General features: G+C 65.7%; 12 protein-coding genes. 11 read left to right on the top strand and 1 reads right to left on the bottom strand.

The features are described 5' to 3' along the window. Positions 1-48 precede the first annotated feature (48 nt). Positions 49-969 carry a branched-chain amino acid transaminase gene (locus ACQRAG_RS03470; RefSeq protein ID WP_006007938.1) on the bottom strand — a complete coding sequence of 307 codons (921 nt, stop codon included), beginning with the start codon at positions 967-969 and terminating at the stop codon, positions 49-51. A 410-nt stretch (positions 970-1,379) separates the two neighbouring features. Here ACQRAG_RS03470 and ACQRAG_RS03465 point away from each other — a divergent pair, with 410 nt between their 5' ends. From ACQRAG_RS03465 to gcvPB, 11 genes are all read left to right on the top strand, one after another. Continuing rightward, the gene (locus tag ACQRAG_RS03465) at positions 1,380-3,116 is read left to right on the top strand and encodes a hydantoinase/oxoprolinase family protein (RefSeq protein ID WP_427804126.1); all 1,737 of its coding nucleotides are present in this window, start codon (positions 1,380-1,382) and stop codon (positions 3,114-3,116) included. Positions 3,117-3,384: 268 nt separating this feature from the next. After that, on the top strand, positions 3,385-3,870 hold the full coding sequence (locus ACQRAG_RS03460) for a tRNA (cytidine(34)-2'-O)-methyltransferase (protein ID WP_168936084.1): 486 nt from the start codon (positions 3,385-3,387) through the stop codon (positions 3,868-3,870). A 342-nt stretch (positions 3,871-4,212) separates the two neighbouring features. Continuing rightward, positions 4,213-4,953 carry a sulfite exporter TauE/SafE family protein gene (locus ACQRAG_RS03455; protein WP_006007943.1) on the top strand — a complete coding sequence of 247 codons (741 nt, stop codon included), beginning with the start codon at positions 4,213-4,215 and terminating at the stop codon, positions 4,951-4,953. 141 nt (positions 4,954-5,094) lie between these two features. Then, positions 5,095-8,247 carry an efflux RND transporter permease subunit gene (locus ACQRAG_RS03450; RefSeq protein ID WP_427804131.1) on the top strand — a complete coding sequence of 1,051 codons (3,153 nt, stop codon included), beginning with the start codon at positions 5,095-5,097 and terminating at the stop codon, positions 8,245-8,247. Beyond that, positions 8,237-8,863, top strand: coding sequence for a YkgJ family cysteine cluster protein (locus ACQRAG_RS03445; RefSeq protein WP_168936087.1), 627 nt, complete (start codon positions 8,237-8,239; stop codon positions 8,861-8,863). Before ACQRAG_RS03450 ends, ACQRAG_RS03445 begins: the two co-directional genes overlap by 11 nt. Positions 8,864-9,039: 176 nt before the next feature. Further along, complete coding sequence (locus ACQRAG_RS03440) at positions 9,040-10,254, top strand: bifunctional 3,4-dihydroxy-2-butanone-4-phosphate synthase/GTP cyclohydrolase II (protein WP_204625544.1); 1,215 nt, start codon at positions 9,040-9,042, stop codon at positions 10,252-10,254. Positions 10,255-10,995: 741 nt separating this feature from the next. After that, positions 10,996-11,976, top strand: a complete 981-nt coding sequence (locus tag ACQRAG_RS03435; protein WP_204625887.1) for a lipoate--protein ligase — start codon at positions 10,996-10,998, stop codon at positions 11,974-11,976. Between the two features lie 145 nt (positions 11,977-12,121). Next, positions 12,122-13,204, top strand: coding sequence for a glycine cleavage system aminomethyltransferase GcvT (gcvT, locus tag ACQRAG_RS03430; protein WP_427804127.1), 1,083 nt, complete (start codon positions 12,122-12,124; stop codon positions 13,202-13,204). Between the two features lie 234 nt (positions 13,205-13,438). Continuing rightward, complete coding sequence (gene gcvH / locus ACQRAG_RS03425; protein ID WP_040369793.1) at positions 13,439-13,822, top strand: glycine cleavage system protein GcvH; 384 nt, start codon at positions 13,439-13,441, stop codon at positions 13,820-13,822. A 77-nt stretch (positions 13,823-13,899) separates the two neighbouring features. Beyond that, positions 13,900-15,231 (top strand): aminomethyl-transferring glycine dehydrogenase subunit GcvPA, encoded by a 1,332-nt coding sequence (gene gcvPA / locus ACQRAG_RS03420; RefSeq protein WP_204625885.1) that lies wholly within the window; start codon positions 13,900-13,902, stop codon positions 15,229-15,231. Then, positions 15,228-16,679: an aminomethyl-transferring glycine dehydrogenase subunit GcvPB gene (gcvPB, locus tag ACQRAG_RS03415; RefSeq protein ID WP_427804128.1), complete on the top strand. Its 1,452-nt coding sequence runs from the start codon at positions 15,228-15,230 to the stop codon at positions 16,677-16,679. Before gcvPA ends, gcvPB begins: the two co-directional genes overlap by 4 nt. Positions 16,680-17,160 lie beyond the last annotated feature (481 nt).

Here is a 17,160-nt window from a genome sequence, read left to right as displayed (position 1 = left end):
AGGGCGCGCCTGTCCCCCTGAAGGTTACAGGCGCGCCGGAAGAGAGTGCTAGAACGTGTAGTGGCTCAGCCAGTCGGCGTACTTGGCGTTCTGGCCCTTGACCACGCCGAAGTATTCCTTCTGCAGGTGCTTGGTCACAGGACCGGCATGGCCGGCGCCGATGGTGCGGTTGTCCACTTCGCGGATGGGCGTGATCTCGGCGGCGGTACCGGTGAAGAAGGCTTCGTCGGCGATGTACAGCTCGTCACGGGTGAACTGCTGTTCTTCCACGGTGTAGCCCAGGTCGCGGGCCACCTTCATGACGGAGTCACGGGTGATGCCGCCCAGGATGGAGGTCCAGGGCGTGGTCTTGATGATGCCGTCACGCACGATGAAGATGTTTTCACCGGTGGCTTCGGAAACGAAACCGTTGGTGTCCAGCATCACGGCTTCGTCGTAGCCGTCTTCCTTGGCTTCGATCTTGGCCAGGATGGAGTTCACGTAGTTGCCGGCGGCCTTGGCCTTGCTCATCAGGGTGTTGACGTGCATGCGGGCGAAGGAGCTGGTCTTGGCGCGGATGCCCATTTCCAGGGCTTCGGGGCCGAGGTAGGCGCCCCAGGGCCACACGGCGATGATGGTGTGGACCTTGTTGTTGCCGGGGTAGACGCCCATTTCGCCATCACCCACGAAGGACAGGGGACGGATGTAGCCTTCCTTCATCTTGTTGGCCTTCAGGGTGTCCAGGATGCCCTGGCTGATCTCGTCGACGGTGTAGGGAATGTTCAGACGCAGGATCTTCGCGGAATTGAGTAGGCGCTGGCTGTGTTCCTTCAGGCGGAAAACGGCGGAAGTGCCGTCAGCACAGGCATAGGCGCGGATGCCTTCGAAAACGGCGCTGCCGTAATGCAGGGCATGGGTGAGAACGTGAACCTGGGCGTCGGCCCAGGGGACCATTTTGCCGTCAAACCAGATGAAATCGGTCGTTTGCATGATACATTCCTCAATATATTCCGCGATATTGGCCAGGCCGGATCTTCCGCGCGCGGCGGGGCCTGTCCGAAGGGTAAAAATTTACTGGAAAGCGCCGCGTATGGCAAGCGTCCGCGGGCAGGAAGATGCGCTGCCCGCAACGGGAAGAGGCGGGAGCCCGCTACCGGGCGCGGGCTGCCGTGCCGCAGAGAGGGGAGCTCCGGCACCCTTCCGGCGGGGCATCCCGGGCCGCTTTCCTGCATCCCGGCGGCAGTTGGGCATCCTCCGGCGGTCTTTCCGGCCCCTCCCCGTATGCCGGGCCGGGGATTCCCCCCGTCAGGGCAGTGGACGGGCCTTGCTTGTCAGTGGCGGGACGAAAGTTTACAACCCAGCAGACAAACATTTCAGGCAGCGATGCCTGTGGAGGCAGCATGACAGCGCAGACGTTTCTGGGGATCGATGCGGGCGGCACGCATACCGATGCCGTGCTTTGCGGGCCGGAAGGCATCCTGGCCGGGGCCAAGGCGCCCACCTGCCACGAAGATCTGCCCTCTTCGGTGCGTGCGGCACTGGCCGCTCTGGAAAAGGCTCTGGAAGAAAAATTCGGCCCCGAGGGCCCGGCGCGCCTGCGTGCCGCGGATCGGGTGACCGTGGGCACCACCCTGGCCGTCAACGCCCTGGTGCAGGGCCGGGCAGACCGCGTGGCCCTGGCGCTGAGCGCCGGGCCTGGTCTGGCGCCCGCCCGTTTCGCCATCGGGGACGACGTCTGCATCCTGCCCGGCGGTCTGGACCATCGCGGCGTGGAAGTGACGCCGCTGGATACCCGCCCTCTGGCCGACGCCTGCGCCGCCTGGAAAAAGAAGGGCGTGCGGGCCGTGGCCTGCGTGGGCAAGTTCTCGCCCCGCAATGCCGCGCATGAGCTGGCCATGGCCGACGTGGTGCGCGCTGCCGGGCTCACGCCCGTGTGCGGGCACAGCCTGTCCGGCGAACTCAATTTCCCGCGCCGCATCGCCACGGCCTATTACAATGCCGCCGTGGCCCGCATCGTGGACGGCTTTTTGACCGCCGTGGAGCAGAGCCTGCAGGCAGCGGGCATCCGGGCCCCCCTGCGTCTGCTCAAGGCCGACGGCGGGGCCGTCCCGGCGGCCCTGGCCCGGCAGGAACCCGTGCAGTCCGTCCTGTCCGGCCCGGCGGCCAGCGTCATGGGCATACTGGCCCTGTGTCCCGCCGTGGCGGAAGATGCCTGCTCCGTATTGCTGGACGTGGGCGGCACCACCACGGACGTGGCCCTGTTCGCCCAGGGCTCGCCGGTGGTGGACCGTGACGGCATGAGCGTGCGCGGCCGCCGGACGCTGGTGCGTTCGCTGGCCTCCCTGTCCATCGGCGTGGGCGGCGATTCCCTGCTGGGCGTGGAAGGGCAGGGCGCGGAGGCCCGCGTGCATACCGGTCCCCTGCGCGAAGGCCCGGCCATGGCGTTCGGCGGCACGCGTCCCACGCTGCTGGATGCCCTCAACGTCTGTGACCGGGAGCGGCCCGGCAATCTTTCCGGGGATGCGGCGGCCTCCCTGCGCGGCGTGGCGGCCCTGGCCGGGGAACACGGCATGGAGCCCGAAGAGCTGGCGGCCCGGGCCGTGGCCGATGCCCTCGATCAGGTGGCGGCGGCCGTGCGCGAACTGGTGGACGGCGTCAATGCCCGCCCCGTCTACACGCTGGCGGCCCTGCGCGGCCTGCGCGACATCGCGCCGGAGCGGGTCTGGCTGGTGGGCGGTCCGGCGGAGCGTCTGCGCGAGCGTCTGGCCGGACGGCTGGCCCTGCCCGTGGACTGTCCGCCCCATGCGCCGGTGGCCAATGCCGTGGGCGCGGCCCTGACCCTGCCCACCGCCGGTCTGGAAGTCTATGCCGACAGCGGCCGTGCCCTGCTGCGCGTGCCCTCGCTGGAACTGGAAGAAAAATTGCCGCGTGCGGCCACCCTGGAGACCGTGAAGGAACGCGCCGTGGCCCTGCTGGAAGAGCGGCTGGCCGTCCATGACGCGGCCGGTGCCCGGGTGGAGGTGGTGGAAGCCGACCTCTTTGCCGTGCTGGACGACAGCGGCCGTGCCTCGCGCGACATGCGCGTGCGCTGTCAGGCCGTGCCGGGCATCGCCGGACAGGTGGGGACCGCCGGGTAGGCGGGACGCTTCTCCCGGCCGGTACGTATCGTTTTTGGGGGAGGGGAGTCCCCTGCCCGCTGCCCTTGCCTGCAAGGCCGGCGCCGGCGGGTACGGCCCTTCGTTTTTGGGGAGCCTCCGCATCTCTGTCCATGCCCGTGACGCCTCCGCGTGGCCGGCGGGCAGGGAGGAGCGTCAGCAGACCGCTGCCGCGAGGAAGTGGTCCCCTTCAAAGCCCTCTTCCCGCCACACTTTAGTTACCGTCGTCATCAACAAGGGACGCCATCCTATGAAGATCGTCTTGTTCGAGCCGGAGATCCCGCCCAATACCGGCAACATCGCGCGCCTGTGCGCCTCCACGGGCATCCACCTCAACCTCATCGAGCCGCTGGGCTTCAAGCTGGAAGACCGCTACCTCAAGCGTGCCGGGCTGGATTACTGGCCGCATGTGCGCATGGATGTCTGGCCGGACTGGGACAGCTGGCTGGCCGCGGCCACGGCGGAGAACGGCGGTACGCCGCCGCGCTGTGTGCTGACCTCGGCCCGGGGCGGGGAGCCTTTGCAGCACTTCGCCTTCGCGCCGGACGACTGTCTGGTCTTCGGGCCCGAGACGCGCGGCCTGCCGCCGGAGATCCTGAAGCGCTCCCCGTACAAGGTACGCATCCCCATGCTCAAGGACAGCGTGCGCAGCATCAACCTTTCCACGGCTGCGGGCATCGTGCTGTTCACGGCCATGAGTTCCTGCGGGCTCATGGAGGGCCCGGAATGGCAGTAGCCGGCTGCCTCGTGCCGTACGGGGCAGGGAACGCTTTTCCCAAAAGCCATACGGGCAGGGTATGATCCCTGCCTTTTTTCATGCCCTTTGCCGGGACGGCGCGCCTGACGTGCTCCCCTGCAGGGCGGGCGCTCTGTCGGGGATACGCGGAAACTATCAGTAAAAAGAATCTATTGCCTTTTTATGATGCACGGATGCAACGTATTTTGAGCCTCGAAGAAGGCTGGGGACGCATCCGCGCAACATTCTCGCCGTATCTTGCCAGCAGGGCCAAAAAGGAGAATAAGGCATAGAAGGTGCGGCCAGCGTGCCGCATCGATTTTTGCACATCCGGGGGTCGTGATGATCGTTGTTTTGCTGGTATGTCTGCTGGTGGGCTTTCTTGTGGGGCTGGCCGGGGTGGGCGGCATCCTGGTGCCGCCGGTGCTCATCCTCATGAGCGGTCTGGAGCCGCACACGGCCATGGGGACGGCGCTGGCCTCCTTCATCGGCACGGGCTTCGTGGGGACATGGCTCTATCACAAGAACGGGCACTACCGTTTTATGGAGGCCGTGCCCTTTGCCCTGGGCAGCTTCGTCTGTGCTGCGCCCGGTGCGCTGGTCAATGCCCGCATCGACGCCGGACCGCTGGTCATGATCCTGGCGGTCATCATCGTTTTTGCCGGTGCCTGCACCCTGCGTCCGCCCAAACCGGGCCGCAAGGGCAGCCCCTTCTGGCTGGGCTGGAAGGGCAGGGCGGTCATCGGCGGCGCCACGGGCTTCATGGCCGGGCTCACCGGTGCGGGCGGTCCTGTGGCCTCCATCCCCTGGATGGTGCTGGTGGGCTATTCCCCCATCCATGCCGTGGCCCTGTCCATGCCCTACCAGATCGCCACCTCGTTTTCCGGCAGCGTGGGCAACATGATGGGCGGCCATGTGGACTGGATGCTGCTGCCTGCCCTGTGCGCCGTGCAGGTGGTGGGCCTGCTGGGCGGCATCGCCATGGCCCAGCGCGTGTCGGCGCCGTTTTTGCGCAAGGTCATCGGTGCCCTGTGCATCGGGCTGGGGGCCTTCCTCTTCCTGCGTCAGGCGGGCTGTTTTTAACAGAAAAAATTCCCGAGCTGCTTCTTGGGGATAATCCCCTTGAATCTCAAATAAAATACCGTTGCAGACGCAACATTTGTGCGGGCGGGCCAGGGGCTCGCCCGCTTGTGTCCTGCGGGACGGGCAGGTATGCTGCAGCGTATGAATATCGCTGCCCTTTTCATCCGCCGACCCGTGGCCACGGCACTCATCATGCTGGGCATGCTCTTCTTCGGGGCTGCCAGTTATGTGAACCTGCCGGTCAACCAGTTGCCCAACGTGGACTTTCCCACCATCCAGGTGAGCGCCGACCTTTCCGGCGCTGACCCGGAGACCATGGCCGCTTCCGTGGCCACGCCGCTGGAAAAGGAATTCTTCACCATCGCGGGCATCGACTCCATCTCGTCCGTCAATGCCACGGGCCGAACACGCATCACCATCCAGTTCGCCCTGGACCGTGATATCGACGCCGCGGCCCTGGACGTGCAGGCCGCCATCGGTCTGGCCCAGCGCCGTCTGCCCACCAACATGACCAATGACCCCAGCTTCCGCAAGGTCAACCCGGCAGACTATCCCATCCTCTATCTGCGCGTGGGCTCTCCCACCCTGCCGCTGTACGAGCTCAACGAATACGCCGATACCCTGGTGGGGCAGCGACTTTCCATGGTCAAAGGGGTGGCCCAGGTGGTCATCTACGGGCAGAAGAAGTATGCCGTGCGCGTGCGTGTGGACCCCGACGCCCTGGCCAGCCGCGGGCTGGGCATCGACGAGGTGGCCGATGCCGTGAGCAATGCCAACAGCAAGCTGCCCACGGGTTCGCTGGAAGGGGAGCGACGCGCCAGCGCCATCAAGGCCTCGGGCCAGCTGGAAGACGCCGAAGCCTTCCGCGATGTGGTGGCGGCCTACCGCAACGGCGCGCCCGTGCGCCTTTCGGACATCGGCGAAGTGGTGGACAGCGTGGAGCAGGACAAGCAGCTCTCCTGGGCGGATGACGGCAAGCCCTGTATCATGCTGGCCGTGGAACGCCAGCCCGGCGCCAACACCGTGCAGGTGGTGGACGACATCAAGACCCTGCTGCCCGGCCTGACCCGCCAGCTGCCGCCCTCGGTCAAGCTGGAGATCTTCTATGACCGTTCGGAATCCATCCGCGAGTCCGTGGCCGAGGTGAAGTTCACCCTGGTGCTGACGGTCTTCTTGGTGGTGCTGGTCATCTTCCTGTTCCTGCGCAACCTGCCGGCCACCATCATCCCCAGCCTGGCCCTGCCCATGTCGGTCATCTCCACCTTTGCGGTGATGCTGGCCATGGGATTCAGCCTGGACAACCTGTCGCTCATGGCCCTTACCCTGGCCGTGGGCTTTGTGGTGGACGACGCCATCGTCATGCTGGAGAACATCGTCCGCCACCAGGAGATGGGCAAGGACCCGCTCACGGCGGCCTATGACGGCTCGGGCGAGATCGGCTTCACCATCCTTTCCATGACCGTCTCCCTGGCGGCGGTGTTCATCCCGGTACTGTTCATGGGCGGCATCGTGGGCCGTCTGTTCTACGAGTTCGCCGTGGTCATCATCACGGCCATCCTGTTCTCGGGCGTGGTCTCCCTGACCCTGACCCCCATGCTCTGCGCCTACTTCCTGCGCCATTCGGGCAGCAAGCACCGCGTGGGCTATGAGGGCATCTACGGCAAGCTGGAGCGCGCCTTCGAATGGCTGGCCGACAAGTACGCCCGCTCCCTGGATGTGGTACTGCGGCATCGCCGCACCACGCTGATCTTCTCGCTCCTCTTGCTGCTGGCCACCGGCTGGCTGGGCGTCATCGTGCCCAAGGGCTTCCTGCCCAGCGAAGACATGGGCTTTGTGGTGGCCACCACCGAGGCGGAGCAGGGCATCTCCTTTGAAGGCATGGTCAAGGCCCAGCACAAGCTGGACGAGGTGCTGCGCAACAACCCGCATGTGGACCGTTTCAATTCCGTGGTGGGTATCGTGGGCAGCAGCCAGAGCATGAGCAACGGCACGCTCATGATCCACCTCAAGCCCCACGGCGAGCGTCCGGACATCCAGACCGTGGTGCAGCGCCTGCGCCGCGAGCTCAACACCTCGCCGGCCATGCAGGTCTTCCTGCGCGTGCCGCCGGCCATCAACATCGGCGGGCGTTCCACCAAGGCCCTGTACCAGTACACCCTCACCGGTACCAATATGCAGGAGCTCTTCGAATGTGCCCAGAAGGTGGAGGCCGCCCTGCGCCAGGTGCCGGAGATCCAGGACGTCAACAGCGACCTCCAGCTCAAGAACCCCGAGATCCGGGTGACCATCGACCGTAACCGCGCCTCGGCCCTGGGCATCAGCGCCGGGCAGATCGAGCTGGCCCTGCAGACGGCCTACGGCTCGCGCGAAGTCTCCACCATCTACGCGCCCACCAACGACTACACGGTCTTCGTGGAAGTGCGCAAAGACTTCCAGCGCAACCCCGACGCCCTGACGCGCCTGTATGTGCGCTCTTCCAGCGGCGAGCTGGTGCCCCTGTCCACCGTGGCCAAGATGAGCCCGGGCGTGGGCCCCATCGCCGTGAACCATGACGGCCAGTTCCCGGCCGTGACCATCTCGTACAACCTGCGTCCCGGCGTGGCCCTGAGCGAAGGCGTGGCCGCCGTGGAACGCGTCAGCCTGCCGCTGTTGCCCGACTCGGTGAGCGCCAAGTCCCAGGGCACAGCCCAGGCCTTCCAGGATTCGCTCAAGGGCATGGGCTGGCTGCTCCTGCTGGCCATCGTGGTCATCTATCTGGTGCTGGGCATCCTCTACGAGAGCTTCATCCACCCGCTGACCATCCTTTCCGGCCTGCCGTCGGCGGGCTTCGGGGCCCTGTTCACCCTCTGGATCTTCGGCCAGCCGCTGGACCTCTACGGCTTCGTGGGCGTCATCATGCTGCTGGGCATCGTGAAGAAGAACGCCATCATGATGCTGGACTTCGCTCTGGAAGCCCAGCGTCATGACCCCTCGCACACGCCGCTGGACGCCATCACCGAAGGCTGTCATGTGCGTTTCCGTCCCATCATGATGACCACTATGGCGGCCCTCATGGGCGCGCTGCCCATCGCCATCGGTATGGGCGCCGGCGCCGAGGCCCGCCGTCCCCTGGGCCTGGCGGTGGTGGGCGGCCTGTGCTTCTCCCAGCTGGTGACCCTGTACATCACGCCCGTGTATTACGCTTATATGGAAGACTTCTCGCGCTGGCTCACCCGCCGCTTCGGACAGCGTTTCGAGGCCAACCGTGCCGCCCGCGCCGAGCATGAGAAGGAGGAAGGCAGCCATGCCGGATAACGCGCCTGTGTGCCGCCGTTGCGGCCGTTGCTGTGAACTGGGCGGGCCCGGCCTGCTACGGGACGATGCCCCGCTGCTGTCCTCGGGCGCCCTGAAGCCGGAGATGCTCGTCTGCCTGCGTCGCGGCCAGTGGGCCCGGCAGGACGGCATGGGCGGCGGCCTGGCCCAGCTGGAGAACGAGATGATCAAACTGGCCGGTACGGGCAAGGCCCCGCATCCGTGGCAGTGCCTGGCCTATGCGCCCGGCACGGGCTGTACCATCTATGAGCGGCGTCCCGTGCAGTGCGGCGTGCTGTTTTGCGAGGATACCCGGCCGCTGGAGGCCCTGCTGCGGGACGTCCCGGCCCTGGACCGCCGGGCGGCCATCGCCCTGCTGCCCCTGCCCGACGCGCAGCGCCGTTTGTGGGAGGAGCTGGTGCAGGCCCATGAGGAAGCCTGCGACGTGCGCCAGTACTTCGTCCTGCTGGACATGGGCGACCGTGAGGCCGCCGCGGCCATGGAGCGGTACGACGCCGCCTTCCGCCAGCTCTGTGTGGAGCGCGGCGCGCTGACGGCAGCCGAACTGCCCTTTTTGCTGGGGCAGCCCCTGCGCGATCTGCCCCGCAACGAGGGCTAGCCGCGGCTCCGGGCCGCCGGATGCCCCTGCCCGCCTTCGGGCTCCCTGCGGAGGGCATGCCCGGCCACGGCCCGGCCCCAAAGCGCGTCCCCCGTTGACAGGACGGCAGAGCGGCCCTACCTTTAGGCACAAACGAAGATAACGCCGTCCCGTACGGCACAAGCCAAGGAATTGACATGCCTCTGTGCAGCACTGAAGAAGCCATTGCCGAGATCCGGCAGGGCAAAATGATCATTCTTGTGGACGATGAGGACAGGGAAAACGAAGGCGACCTGACCATGGCCGCCGAATTCGTGACCCCTGAAGCCATCAATTTCATGGCCAAGTTCGGCCGTGGTCTCATCTGCCTGCCCATGTCCGGCGAAATGGCCGACAAGCTGCAACTGCCCCTGATGGCCAAACATAACGGCTCGCGTTTCGGCACCAACTTCACGGTGTCCATCGAGGCCCGCGAAGGCATCACCACCGGCATCTCCGCCGCCGACCGCGCCACCACCATCAAGACCGCCGTGGCCGACGGCGCCCGTCCCGACGACCTGGTGACCCCCGGTCACGTCTTCCCCCTGCGCGCCCGTCCCGACGGCGTGCTGGCCCGCGCCGGCCAGACCGAAGGCAGCGTGGACCTGGCCCGTCTGGCCGGTCTCAAGCCCGCCGCCGTCATCTGCGAGATCATGAAGGACGACGGCACCATGGCCCGCATGCCCGACCTGGAAGTCTTTGCCGCCGAGCACGGCCTGAAGATCGCCTCCGTGCGCGACCTCATCTGCTACCGCATGCGTCGCGGCCAGGTGTCCGTCAAATGCGATGCCAAGGCCCACCTGCCCAGCCTGTACGGTGACTTCACGGTCTACGCCTACGAGAGCGACCGCGAGCCCGGCACCCATCTGGCCCTGGTCAAGGGCGACATCACCACGCCCGAACCCGTGCTGGTGCGCGTGCACAGCCAGTGCCTCACCGGCGACGCCCTGGGCTCCCTGCGCTGCGACTGCCGTGGCCAGCTGGCCGCCGCCCTGCGCCAGATCGAAAAGGAAGGCCGCGGCGTGCTGCTCTACATGCGTCAGGAAGGCCGCGGCATCGGCCTGGCCAACAAGATCCGCGCTTATGCCCTGCAGGACGAGGGCTACGACACCGTGGAAGCCAACCGCAAGCTGGGCTTCCCCGATGACCTGCGCGACTACGGCACCGGCGCCCAGATCCTCGTGGACCTCGGCATCACCAAGATCCGCCTGCTGACCAACAACCCCAAGAAGATCGTGGGTCTGTCCGGTTACGGCATGGAGATCGTGGAACGCGTGCCCATCGAGATCGAAGCCTGCCCCGAAAACGAATCCTATCTGCGTACCAAGAAGGAAAAGATGGCCCATCTGCTGACGGGCATCCGCTGCCACTAGGCCGCAGGACGAAGCGTCCGCATGGCGGGGAAGAGGACTTGTGCCTCTTCCCCGCTTTTTTTGTGCCCTTGCTCCATCCCCGGCTGCGGAAGGAGCGGATCGGGCCCTGCCATGGCCGGGCCGCAGGGACAAACGGGGCTGATGGCGCAAAGATGTACCCGCCATCACAGATGAATGTTTGTAATCGATAGATGAAATTTATAAGATATTTAAAAAAAATTTTATAAGAAAATCATTTCACATGATTGCATAAATTATTTTTTATGACAGTCTGTCTTCTGATAGAGTGATATTTTTTGCCTATTCTCTCTTTATTCCTGCATTGGTATCGCAAAAAATGAACAGGAAAAATCGACGCAGTATGCGGATAGTATGCGTGAGACTGCGTTGGCGAACGTCGTTTTCCTGAGAAGGATGATTCCTTTTCACCTCTGCATCCAAACATGGCACAGCGGCGTCAGCCTTGCGGCCGGTCCCGTGTGCGGCCTTTTGGAATGGGCGTATCTTTCCGGGCGTGCCGGAAGGTGGCGTTCCCTTTTTTCTCACAGCAGGTTATGCTCCTGCACTGTCTCGGGATGGCAGGAGGCGGCCTGTGCCGCCCTTGCCGTCAGACGGGCATGGGCTCGACCTCACGCCATATTTCACAAAGTATTTTCTGAAATATTTCTTGTTGGGCCCCTGCAGCTATGCTATTTTTATGCCGGACCCGGCACCGGTCGGCTGTCTTTTCAGGAGCGCCCCATGCAGTTTCTTTCCCTTTCTTCCACCGATCCTGCTCTTAATCTCGCTCTTGAAGAATGCCTGCTGCAATGGCTGCCCGCGGATCATCCGGGCCTGTTTTTGCTCTGGCAGAACGCCCCCAGCGTCATCGTGGGACGCCATCAGGTCACGCTGGACGAGATCGACGCTGACTTCGTCCGCCGGCGCGGCCTGCCCGTGGTGCGCCGCATGACCGGCGGCGGCGCGGTCTATCATGATCTGGGCAACCTCAATTTTTCCTTCATGGAGAATGCGCACGGGCGCAAGACCGTGGACTTCGCGCGCTACCTGCGTCCTGTCTGCGCGGCGCTGGCCGAGCTCGGCGTGCAGGCCTCCCTTACCGGACGCAACGATCTGGAAGCCGGGGGCCGCAAGATCTCGGGCAGCGCGCAATCCCTGCGGCAGGGGCGCATCCTGCATCACGGCACCCTGCTGGTATCGCTGGATTTTGGCGAGCTGGTGCAGGCCCTGCATGTGGACCCGGACAAGATCCGCTCCAAGGGCATCGCCTCGGTACGCTCGCGGGTGGCCAACATCTCCGAGTTCTGGACGCCGGGCAGCGGCATGGAAGACCTGCGGGCCGCGCTGCTGCGCCACTGCGCCGACGGGGAGGGGAGCCTGGAGCCGGAGGTGCTGCGGGCCGCGGAAGAACTGGCGGAACGCAAATACCGCAGCTGGGACTGGAATTACGGCGCCTCGCCGGCCTTCACCCTGCAGCGGCGCGAACGTTTCCCCTGGGGGCTGGTGGACTGGCGCCTGGACGTGCGGGACGGCATCGTCCGGGACTGCCGCATCTGCGGGGACTTTTTCGCCGCCGCGGACATCGCCGGGCTGGAAGAGCGCCTGCGCGGGGTGCGCTGCCGGAGCGACGCGCTGGCCGGGGCCCTGAACGGGGTGGCCTGGCAGGAATATTTTTCCCATTGCGATCCGCAGCGCATGGAGCAGTTTTTTACGACGTTGTAGGCCATCCCTCCGGGCGTTCCGGGACAGGTCCCGCACGCTTCGGGGAGGAGCGACCTCTCTGCGCTAACATCAGGCCGGTCGGGCCCTGTCCTGACCGTGTCATCCGTCATCCGGCCGGAGCCGCGCCGGAAAGGAGGAAGGAACCGTGGCCGAACTCAAGACCCCGCTCACGGACTGGCATGTGGCCCACGGCGCCAAGATGGCGCCTTTCGCGGGCTGGCTGATGCCCATCCAGTATGAGGGCATCCTCGTGGAGCACCAGCATACCCGTCAGCATGCCGGTCTGTTCGATATCTGCCATATGGGCGAGTTCCGCATCCGGGGCGCCGGTGCCGATGCGGCGCTGGCCGCCGCCGTGAGCCACAACCTGGCCACGCTGGCCCCTGGCCGTTGCCGCTACGGCTTCCTGCTGACGGAAAAGGGGACGGTGCTGGATGACTGCATCGTCTACCGTTTCGGCCCGGACGACTTCATGGTGGTGGTCAATGCCGCCTGCGCCGCCGGGGACTTTGCCACCCTGCGTGCCCGCCTGCCCGAAGGCGTGGCCCTGACCGACATCTCGGAGCAGACCGGCAAGATCGACCTGCAGGGCCCCGAAGCCGTGGACGTGCTGGAAACCCTGCTGGGCCGCAGCCTGCGCGACATGCCCTATTTCGGCTTCCGCAGCGAGGCCTGGCAGGGCTGCGAGCTGCTGGTGAGCCGCACCGGCTACACCGGTGAGCTGGGTTTCGAACTCTACGTGCCTGCCGGACAGACCCAGGCCCTGTGGGAAGCCCTGCTGGCCGATGAGCGGGTCAAGCCTGTGGGCCTTGGCGCGCGCGATACCCTGCGTCTGGAAGCCGGTCTGCCCCTCTATGGCCACGAGCTGGACGAGAACCACACCCCGGCCGAGGCGGGCATGGGCCGCATGCTGACCAGCATCGCCCCGTATGTGGGCCGTGAAGGCGCGCAGGAAGTGCGCCAGAAACTGCTGGCCCTGAGCATCGAAGGCCGCCGCGCCGCCCGCAACGGCGATGCGCTCCTGCTGGAAGACGGCACCCCGGCGGGCGTGGTCACCAGCGGTTCGTTCGCGCCTTCGCTGGGCCATGTGGTGGCCTTTGCCTGGGCCGACGCCGACAAGGCCGATGCCGCCACCTATCTGGTGCAGGCCTCGCGCAGCCAGCTCAAGGCCACGGTCACCGAAGCGCCCTTCTACAAGGAAGGCACGGCCCGCCAGAAGCTGGCCTAGGCACGGGGCGTCCCGGCTTTCGCGGGCCGGTACGGAGCCTGTCCGCCGTCCCTTGTCCGGCGCGGCCGGACGAAGAAAGACGGTACTCCGGCCATATTTCAGGAAAGATCCCGGCAGGGCAGGGGAGGCCCGGCAGCACCATGCGGATGGCGGACTGCCGGGGCCCCTCGCCCCGCCACAGATGCTGACATCAACTTCCGGGACAGCGCATCGCCCCGGACCAAGGAGAAGACCATGAGCAATCCCGAAGACCTCCTGTACAGTGCGTCCCACGAATGGGCCAAAGTCAACGGTGAAGAAGCTGTCCTCGGCATCACCCATTTCGCCCAGGAATCCCTGGGTGACATCACCTATGTGGACATGCCCGCCGAAGGTGACGAACTGACCGCCGGCAGCGAGTTCGGCGCCGTGGAATCCGTGAAGGCGGCCAGCGATCTGATCTCGCCCGTCAGCGGCACGGTGGTGGCCGTGAACACCGAGCTGGAGAACGCTCCCGAAGTCATGAACAGCGATCCCTACGGCGCCGGCTGGATCGTGCGCGTGAAGCTGTCCGCCCAGCCCGAAGGCCTGATGGACGCCGCGGCCTACGAAGAACACTGCAAGAACGAGCAGCACTAGTCCGTGGAGCGGCAGGGCTCCGGCCCTGCCGCCTTTTTTCCACCAGCACGGCAGCCTTCGCTGCAAGGAGCTCCCCTATGCCATTCATTCCCCATACGCCGGACGAAGTGCAGGAAATGCTCTCCGTCGTGGGTGTGCGCAACCTTGATGACCTTTTTGCGGACATCCCGCCTGAAATGCGCCCCAAACATTTCGATTTGCCCAAGGGGCAGAGCGAATTCGCCGTGTGCCGCTACTTCGAGGACCTGGCCGCCGCCAACGTCTCGCCCTCCGTCTCCTTCCTGGGCGCGGGCTTCTATGCCCATTATGTGCCCCGCGCCGTGGACGCCCTTTCCGGCCGCAGCGAGTTCTATACCTCCTACACGCCCTATCAGGCCGAATGCTCGCAGGGCACCCTGCAGGCCATCTTCGAATACCAGACCGCAGTGAGCCGCCTGCTGGACATGGATTGCGCCAATGCCTCCGTCTATGACGGCGGCACGGCCCTGTTCGAGGCCTGCATGATGGCCGTGCGCGCCACCCGCCGCAAAAAGCTGGTGGTGGACCAGTGCATCAATCCCATCTGGCGGGCCATGCTGGAGACCTACTCCTCCAGCCTGGACATCACCCTGGTGACCGTGCCCCACAAGGACGGCCTGAGCGACATGGAAGGCCTCAAGGCCGCCGTGGACGCCACCTGCGCCGCCGTGCTGGTGCAGAACCCCAACTTCTTCGGCGCCGTGGCCGACTTCAGCGAGCTTTTCGCCCATGCCCGCGCCTGCAAGGCTCTGGGCGTCATCTCCGTCTATCCGGTCATGCAGTCCGTGCTCAAGACCCCCGGCGAGATGGGCGCCGACATCGCCGTGGCCGAAGGCCAGAGCCTGGGCCAGCCCCTGAGCTTCGGCGGCCCCTATCTGGGCATCATGACCTGCCGCAAGGAGCATATCCGCCAGTTCCCCGGCCGTATCGTGGGCCGCACCACGGATCTGGAAGGCCGCACCGGCTATGTGCTCACCCTGCAGGCCCGCGAGCAGCACATCCGGCGCGCCAAGGCCACGTCCAACATCTGCTCCAACCAGTCCCTGTGCGCCCTGCGCGCGCTCATGTACCTTTCGCTGGTGGGCCCGGACGGTCTGGCCCGCGTGGCCGAACACGGCATGGCCCTGGCCCGCTACGCGGTGGAAAAGCTCACGGCCCTGCCCGGTGTCTCGCTGCTCAATGACGCGCCCTTCGGCAACGAAGTGGCCCTGCGCCTGCCGCGTCCCGCCGAGGAGGTGGTGCAGGCCCTGCTGCGTCAGGGCGTGGCCGCCGGTTATCCTGTGGGCCGTGCCTATGCGGGCATGGATGATGTGCTCTTGCTGGCCTGCACCGAATGCAATACGCGTGCGCAGGTGGATGCCATGGTCGAAAAGCTGGGAGGTCTGCTGTGAAAACCATCTTTGCCGAATCCGTAGAAGGCCGCCGCGCTCCCGGTCTGGCCCTGCCTGTGGACGACGACGCGCCCCGCGCCGCGCAGATGCTGCCCGAAGCCCTGCTGCGCAAGAGCGCGCCGCGCCTGCCCCAGTGCTCCGAGCTGGACGTGGTGCGCCACTTCACCAATCTGTCCAAGCTCAACTACAGCGTGGATGCCAATTTTTATCCCCTTGGCTCCTGCACCATGAAGTACAACCCCAAGTTCACGGAATACGTGGCCGCCTTGCCGGGCTTTGCCCGCATGCATCCCCTGCTGGCCCAGCTTTCCGGCGAACTGGCCCAGGGCGCCCTGCAATGCCTGTATGACGCCGAACGGTGGCTGTGCGAGGTCACGGGCATGAAGGCCTTCACCTTCCAGCCCATGGCCGGGGCCAACGGCGAATATACCGGCGTCAAGCTCATCGCCGCCTACCACAAGGCCAAGGGCCGCAACCGCACCAAGATGCTCATCCCCGACTCGGCCCACGGCACCAACCCCGCCTCGGCCGTGCTGGCGGGCTTCGAGATCGTCAACGTGCCTTCGCGTGACGGCATGGTGGACCCCGCCGCCCTTGAAGAAGCCATGGCCAAGTATCCCGACCAGGTGGCCGGTCTGATGATGACCAACCCCAACACCCTGGGCCTGCTGGAGCTGCATCTGCCGCGCATCGTGGAAGTGCTGCGCCGCGAAGATGCCCTGCTGTACTACGACGGCGCCAACATGAACGCCATCCTGGGCAAGATGCGTGTGGGCGACGTGGGCTTCGACGTGGTGCACCTCAACGTCCACAAGACCCTGGGAACGCCCCACGGCGGCGGTGGCCCCGGCTGCGGTCCCGTGGGTGTGGGCGAGCGCCTGCTGCCCTTCCTGCCCGCGCCGCGTGTACGCAAGGCCGAAGACAGCAGCTATGCTCTGGACTACGATCTGCCGCAGAGCATCGGCCACATCGGTCCTTTCTACGGCAGCTTCGCCGTGGTGCTGAAGGCCCTGGCCTACATGATGCGTCTGGGCGCCGAGGGCCTGACCCGCGCGGCCGAGTTCGCCAGCCTCAATGCCAACTATCTGCGCAAGAAGCTGGAGGGCGTGCTCGATGTGCCCTTCGACCGCATCTGCGCCCACGAGTTCGTGGCCTCCGCTCCCGAAGGCCTGCGTGCCCTGGACATCGCCAAGGCCCTGCTGGACCGCGGTTTCCATGCGCCCACGGTCTACTTCCCGCTCATCGTCCATGAATGCCTCATGGCCGAGCCCACGGAGACCGAGAGCAAGCAGACCCTGGATGCCTACATCGAGGCCCTGCGCGAGATCGTGGCCCTGGGCAAGTCCGATCCCCAGCAGCTGCTGGATGCTCCGGTGAAGATGCCCGTCCGCCGTCTGGACGAGACCGCGGCCGCGCGCCACATGATCCTTACGGAAGATATGGAATAACAGGCAGGACGGCCGTGCCCCCTGTGAGGGCGCGGCCTTCCGCGTGTCATGCCTTCGTCACGGCGGCCTTTCGGGGCCGCCGTTGTTTTTGGGAGATGGGTGTTGTGGGAGCCGTGGAGTAGGGGGGACGAGAGGGGAAGGGGCGTTTTTTGTAAAAACTGCCCCTTCCCCTCTCGTGCTCTCCCCAACCCCGAAAAAACTTTTGTCAGGGGCTGGCCGTCGGTCCCCGTCGTTGTCCGTCAGTTGCCGGCGACTTTTTCGTGACCCGGAAAGGATGGAGGGCGGAGGGGATGCCCGTTCTTCCCGGAGGCAGGGGAGGGGGCTGCCGTGGCTGGGCGTGAAACGCTGGAACGGTATGCAGGGGAATAAGTGACGGTGGCGTCCGTATCACCACGTCACGGGGGAAGCAGGTTTTCCGTCTATGGTTTGGCCGCTACATATCTCGTGACTTCCTGTCCGTTTGCAGAGGACGATGCTGACG

It is taken from the genome of Desulfovibrio sp. SGI.230, assembly GCF_050313065.1.
Lineage (GTDB): Bacteria > Desulfobacterota > Desulfovibrionia > Desulfovibrionales > Desulfovibrionaceae > Desulfovibrio.
The sequence above is the reverse complement of the archived record's forward strand: the minus strand, read 5'-3'. Positions and strand labels throughout refer to the sequence as shown.